Annotated in this window: 5 protein-coding genes; 3 read left to right on the forward strand and 2 right to left on the reverse strand. The window is 73.6% G+C overall.

Going from position 1 to position 6,373, the window contains the following annotated elements; all coding sequences use genetic code 11:
- Positions 1–136 precede the first annotated feature (136 nt).
- On the reverse strand, positions 137–1,579 hold the full coding sequence (locus ACFW9D_RS02905; protein WP_188339054.1) for an MFS transporter: 1,443 nt from the start codon (positions 1,577–1,579) through the stop codon (positions 137–139).
- Between the two features lie 101 nt (positions 1,580–1,680).
- Between ACFW9D_RS02905 and ACFW9D_RS02910 the strand changes: the two genes are divergently transcribed.
- Positions 1,681–2,559, forward strand: a complete 879-nt coding sequence (locus ACFW9D_RS02910) for a helix-turn-helix transcriptional regulator (protein WP_188339055.1) — start codon at positions 1,681–1,683, stop codon at positions 2,557–2,559.
- Here the strand turns inward: ACFW9D_RS02910 and ACFW9D_RS02915 are convergent.
- A complete protein-coding gene (locus ACFW9D_RS02915) occupies positions 2,543–4,027 on the reverse strand; it encodes an MFS transporter (protein WP_384617002.1) in 1,485 nt (494 codons plus the stop codon). The genes ACFW9D_RS02910 and ACFW9D_RS02915 overlap by 17 nt on opposite strands.
- Before the next feature lie 159 nt (positions 4,028–4,186).
- On the opposite strand from ACFW9D_RS02915, the gene ACFW9D_RS02920 reads away from it, so the two are divergent.
- Positions 4,187–5,059: a helix-turn-helix transcriptional regulator gene (locus ACFW9D_RS02920; protein ID WP_384617004.1), complete on the forward strand. Its 873-nt coding sequence runs from the start codon at positions 4,187–4,189 to the stop codon at positions 5,057–5,059.
- Positions 5,060–5,109: 50 nt separating this feature from the next.
- The gene (dusB, locus tag ACFW9D_RS02925; protein ID WP_384617007.1) at positions 5,110–6,237 is read left to right on the forward strand and encodes a tRNA dihydrouridine synthase DusB; all 1,128 of its coding nucleotides are present in this window, start codon (positions 5,110–5,112) and stop codon (positions 6,235–6,237) included.
- Positions 6,238–6,373 lie beyond the last annotated feature (136 nt).

A 6,373-nucleotide genomic window follows, 5' to 3' on the forward strand; every position in this document is an offset into this window, starting at 1 on the left:
GGTGGGGGGGGGGTACGCCAGATGTGGTGATCTGGTGAGATCGTTATTGTGGGTGCGTCGGGGGGGGGGGGCGCGGCCCGGGGCCCCCCCTCGACCGCGACCTCGACCCCCGTGACCCCCGCCGCGCTCCAGGCGGTCAGCGGATCGTCCGCGGAAGGCGCAGACTCAGGGCCAGCGTCAGGGCCACCGCGGCCAGTTGGGCGGCGAGGGTGAGCAGGAGCGCGTCGCGCATGCCGAGGCCGGGGGTGAGCGACAGGAACAGGGAGCCGAGCGTCGCCACGCCCAGCGCCATCGACGCCTGCTGGGCCGTCGTCATCACGCCGCCCCCGACCCCGGCGCGCGCCGCCGGCACCTCGGAGAGGATCACGCGGAACAGGATCGGCAGCTGGAGCGCCTGCCCCGCGCCCGCGACGGCCGCCCCGGGCAGCAGCTGGGCCACCCCCAGGTCCGGCCAGGTCCGCCACGCCGCGAACGCGATCAGGAGCAGACCGGTCGCCTGGAGCAGACCGCCCGCCGTGACGACCCGCGTGCCCCAGCGCGCGACGAGCCGCGGGCCCGCGAGCGACGTCACGAAGAACGCCGCCGCCATGGGCGCGAGCGCGAGCCCCGCCGAGACCGGCCCCATCCCCGCGCCCTGCTGGAGCGCCACCGCGATCACGAACATGAACCCGGAGAAGCCGAGCGCGAACGGCACGATCATGGCGAGGCCGCGCCGCAGGGAGACCAGCCGGAACAGCGACGGCGGGACCAGCGGGGTGCGGCCCGCGCGGTCCGCCCTGCGCTCCACCGCGTAGAAGCCGTACGCGAGGAACGGGGTCGCCGCGAGCGACAGCCACGTCCACAGCGGCCAGCCCGCCGCCCGGCCCTCGGTGAGCGGGGCCAGCAGCGCGGTCAGCGTCAGCGCGAGCAGCACCGTGCCGGGGCCGTCGAGCGGTTCGGGCCGCGCGGAGCGGGTCTCGGGGACCGTGCGCGCGGCGAGCAGGAGGCCGAGCAGCACCGCCGGCACGTTCACCAGGAACACCGAGCGCCAGCCCGTGCCGAACAGGTCCGCCGCGACCAGGACCCCGCCGAGCACCTGCCCGGCGACCATCGACAGACCCGCCGTCGCCCCGTACATGCTCATCGCGCGGGCCCGGCGCGGGCCCTCCGTCGTCGCCTGGATCGTCGCGAGGACCTGCGGCAGCAGCGCCGCCGACGCCGCGCCCTGCGCGACCCGCGCGATCACCAGCACCCAGGCCGTCGGCGCGAGACCGCAGGCCAGCGAGGTCAGCCCGAACGCGGCCAGACCGCCGAGGAACATCCGGCGCCGGCCCAGCAGATCGCCGAGCCGGCCGCCGAGCACGAGCAGCACGGCGTACGCGATGCCGTACCCGGCGACGACCAGCTCCAGGACGGGCTCGCTCGCGTGCAGGTCGTGGCCCATCGTGGGCAGGGCGACGTTGACGATGAAGAAGTCGACGAGGGGCAGGGCGGCGCCGAGCAGCACGGTCAGCAGCCCGGCGCGGCCCAGGGCCGGGGCGGCCGGCGCGGCGGGTGCCAGGCCGGCCGGTCCCGGCGCGGTGTGCGTGTGGGTGGTCATGACATCGAGGGTCCGCCGTCACGCAGACTGGTACCAGAGTGTTCTTATCCTGGTAGAACCGCTACCTGGAAACAGGCTCGGACCGGGTCCACGCTGGAGGCATGACCACCATGACGCAGGAAGTGCAGGACGTGCGGCCCGCCGAGATCCGGCGCCACGAACTGGCCGGGTTCCTGCGCAGCCGCCGCGAGCGGATCACGCCCGAGGAGGTCGGCCTGCCGCGCGGACGGCGCCGCCGCACCCCGGGCCTGCGCCGCGAGGAGGTCGCCCAGCTCTCCGCGGTCGGCGTCACCTGGTACACGTGGCTGGAGCAGGCCCGCGACATCCAGGTCTCCGCGCAGGTCCTCGACGCGCTCGCCAAGACGCTGCGGCTCGACGTGGGGGAGCGGGCCCACCTCTTCGGCCTGGCCGGCGCGGTCGACCCGGCCCCGGCCACGGTCTGCGCCCCGCTCAGCCCCGAGCTCGTCGGTCTGATGGACCAGCTGGAGCCGATCCCGGCCTGCGTGCAGAACAGCCGCTACGACATCCTCGCCTACAACAGCACGTACCGGCTGCTGCTGTGCGACCTGGACGAGATCCCGCCCGAGGACCGCAACTGGATGCTGCTCGCCTTCACCCACGAGGGCTGGCGCTCCTCGATCGTCGGCCTCGACGAGGTGCTGCGCACCCTCGCCGCGAAGTTCCGGGCCGGGATGGCCGAGCATCTCGCCGAGCCCGCCTGGAAGGCCGTCCTCAAGCGGCTCACCGAGGAGTCGGCGGAGTTCCGCGAGGTGTGGGAGCGGCACGAGGTCGTCCAGTCCGTGGCCAGCAAGGTCAAGCACTTCCACAACCCGTACGTGGGCCCGCTCGCCCTCGTCCACACCGACCTGTGGCTCACCCGTGGCGGCGGCGCCCGCATGGTGACGTACACGCCGGTCGACGACGCCTCGCGGGAGCGCCTCGACCGGCTCCAGGAGCTGGCGCTCAGCCGCGTGGGCTGACCGCGGGCCGTGACTCCTCGCGCGGCGCCGAGAACCGCTCGGCCGTGCGCCGCGCCGTCTCCCGGGCCCAGCGCCCGCTCGTCACCAGGCCGAGCACCAGCACCGCCAGTCCGCACCCGGCGATGATCCACCAGCAGGCCCGCGCGGCGCCGGTGAAGGACGCGGCGTACGAGGATCCGGCGACGCCCGAGGCGAGGACCGCGCCGATCACGGCGACGCCGAGCGTCGAGCCGATCTGCCGGCTGGTGGAGGCGACGGCCGCGGCGACCCCGGCCTGGGCGCGGGGCATACCGGACACCGCGGTGTTGGTGATGGGCGCGTTCACGAAGCCGAAGCCCAGGCCGAACAGGACGTAGCCGAGCACCAGCGTCCCGTTCGAGGTCTGCGCGTCGAACGCCGCGAACAGCACCCCGCTCGCCGTCATGGCCACGCCCGCGATCAGCAGCGGGATCCGCGGCCCCCGGCTGCCGACCAGCCGGCCCGACAGTGGCGCGCAGACCAGCGTCATCGCCGCCATCGGCAGCATCCACAGCCCCGCGTGCAGCGCGTTCAGCCCGCGCACGTCCTGGAGATAGAGCGTCGACAGGAACAGGAACCCGGCGAGCGCCGCGAACGCGCTGATCGCTATGACGGTGGCGCCGCTGAACGGGGCCGAGCGGAAGAACCGCAGATCGATGAGGGGTTCGACGCGCCGGGGCTCGTAGAGGAGGAGACCGATCAGCGCGGCGAGCGCGAGACCGCCGAAGAACAGGATCCGCCCGGACGCCCAGCCCGCGTGCGGGCCCTCGATGATCGCGTACGTCAGCGAACCGAGCAGCGCGATCATCAGGAGCTGGCCGACCGGGTCCGGGCGGCGGGCCTTCGGCGCGCGGGACTCGGGGACGAACCGCCAGGTCAGGGCGAGGGCGGCGAGGCCGACCGGGAGATTGACCCAGAAGATCGAGCGCCAGCCGACCGAGTCCACGAGCAGACCGCCCACCAGCGGGCCCGCCGCCATCGAAAGCCCGACGACACCGCCCCACACACCGATGGCGCGGGCCCGCTCGGCCGCGTCGGTGAACGTGTTCGTGATGATCGACATGGCGACCGGGTTGAGCATCGAACCGCCGACGGCCTGGAGCATGCGGAACGCGACGAGCGCCTCCAGGTTCGGCGCGAGGGAGCAGGCCACGGACGCGGCCGTGAACACGATCAGGCCGATCATGAAGATCCTGCGCCGGCCGACGCGGTCGGCCGTCGACCCGGCCAGCATCAGCAGCGAGGCGAGGACCAGCGTGTAGGCGTCGATCGCCCACTGCATGCCCGGGAGCGTCGCCCCGAAGTCCTTCGCCATGCTCGGCAGCGCCACGTTCAGGACCGTGGTGTCGAGGCTGACGATCAGCAGGCTCATGCAGCAGATCGCCAGGACCAGCAGGCGCCGGCGGTGGGAGAGCGCGGACGGGGCCGGCGGGGTCGGGGCATCGGGCATGTTTCCGAAGGTAGCCCGATCCGCCGGATGCGGAGAGCGGGGAGCCGAGGAGGTCATGCCCCCGACGATCGCGCACCCCTCAGCCGGGTACCAGAGCCCGCTCATCCTGTTACAGGCAGCACCTGGCAACGGGATGAGCGCGGGGGCACCCTGGAGGGCATGACCACAGCTGTCACGGCCGGATCGGCCCAGGCCCGCCGGGACGAACTCGCCGCGTTCCTGCGGAGCCGGCGGGAACGGATCAGTCCGGAGCAGGCGGGGGTGCCGCGGACCGCACGGCGGCGGACACCGGGGCTGCGGCGGGAGGAGGTCGCGTTCCTCGCCGCCGTCGGCGTCACCTGGTACACGTGGCTCGAACAGGGGCGCGCCATCAATGTCTCGCCCGGCGTCCTCGACGCCGTCGTCCGGGCTCTCCAGATGGACCCCACCGAACGCGCCCACGCCTTCGCGCTCGCCGGCACCGTCGACCCGCACCCCGCGACCGCCTGCTCGCCCGTCACCGAGACGACCCTGCGCACCATGCACAAGCTGGCGCCCTACCCGGCCACCGTGAAGAACGCCCGCTACGACATCCTCGCCGCCAACCAGGCCTACGCCGACGTGTTCGGGGACCCGCAGGAGCTCGCCCCCGAGCACCGCAACGCGCTGTGGCTCATGGCGACCAGCGAGCGCTGGCGCACCCAGTTCGTCGAACGGGACGCGATGCTGCCGGTCATCGTCGCGAAGTTCCGGCAGGCCATGGCCGAGCACGTCGCCGAGCCCGCCTGGCAGGCCCGGCTCGACGGGCTGCTCGCCGCTTCGGAGGAGTTCCGCGCGCTGTGGGAGCTGCACGAGGTCGCGCCGATGGCCCCGCACGTGAAGCGGTACCTGCACCCCGACCCCGGGATCGGCATGCTGCGCCTGGAACACCGCCATTTGTGGCTCAGCCCGGACAGCAACGGACACCGGCTGGTCGCGTACGTGCCCGTGGACGAGGAGAGCGAGCGGCGCCTGGAGAAACTGGCCGCCCGGGGCGGGGCCCTCGCCGGGTGAGGGACAATGGGTCCTTGCCCCCAGCCCCGCACGTTCCGGAGAACCCCGCGATGTCCGCTCTGACCATCGGCCCCCACCTGGTGCAACCGCCGGTGGTCCTCGCGCCCATGGCGGGGATCACGAACGCCCCGTTCCGGACGCTGTGCCGGGAGTTCTCCGGCGGCAAGGGCCTCTTCGTCAGCGAGATGATCACGACCCGGGCGCTGGTCGAGCGCAACGAGAAGACGATGCAGCTGATCCACTTCGACGCGACGGAGAAGCCGCGCTCGATCCAGCTGTACGGCGTCGACCCGGCCACCGTCGGCAAGGCCGTCCGCATGATCGCGGAAGAGGACCTCGCCGACCACATCGACCTGAACTTCGGCTGCCCCGTCCCCAAGGTGACCCGCAAGGGCGGCGGCTCCGCGCTCCCGTACAAGCGGAACCTGCTGCGCGCGATCCTGAAGGAAGCCGTCTCCGGGGCCGGTGACCTGCCGGTCACGATGAAGATGCGCAAGGGCATCGACGACGACCACATCACGTACCTCGACGCGGGCCGCATCGCCGTCGAGGAGGGCGTCACCGCGATCGCGCTGCACGGCCGCACCGCCGCCCAGCACTACGGCGGCACCGCCGACTGGGACGCGATCGCCCGCCTCAAGGAGCACGTCCCCGAGATCCCGGTGCTCGGCAACGGCGACATCTGGTCCGCCGACGACGCCCTGCGCATGGTCCGCGAGACCGGCTGCGACGGCGTCGTCGTGGGCCGCGGCTGCCTCGGCCGGCCCTGGCTCTTCGCCGACCTCGTCGCCGCGTTCGAGGGCCGCGAGGAGCGGGTGCGGCCCACGCTGCGCGTCGTCGCCGACGCGATGGTGCGGCACGCGACGCTGCTCGGCGAGTGGATCGGCGACGAGGCGCGGGGCGTCATCGACTTCCGCAAGCACGTGGCCTGGTACCTGAAGGGCTTCTCGGTCGGCTCCGAGATGCGCAAGCGGCTCGCGATCACCTCGTCGCTGGCCGAGCTGCGGGCGGGCCTGGACGAGCTGGACCTGGACCAGGACTGGCCCGCCGGCGCGGACGGCCCGCGCGGCCGCACCTCCGGCAACAACCGCGTGGTGCTCCCGGACGGCTGGCTCAAGGACCCGTACGACTGCGCGGGCGTCTCGGAGGACGCGGAGCTGGACACCTCCGGGGGCTGAGCCCGCACGCCGCGCACAGATGAGCGGCACTCATTCGGGTCGAGGCGCCCCTCGGTCGGTGTCCCGCGGGGGCCCCCCCGGGGGCCGGGTGGGGGAATGCGGGGGTCCCGAGGGGCGCGTGCGGCGCGGGATCCGC

Source organism: Streptomyces sp. NPDC059524, assembly GCF_042749255.1.
In the GTDB taxonomy this organism is placed as follows: domain Bacteria; phylum Actinomycetota; class Actinomycetes; order Streptomycetales; family Streptomycetaceae; genus Streptomyces; species Streptomyces xanthii.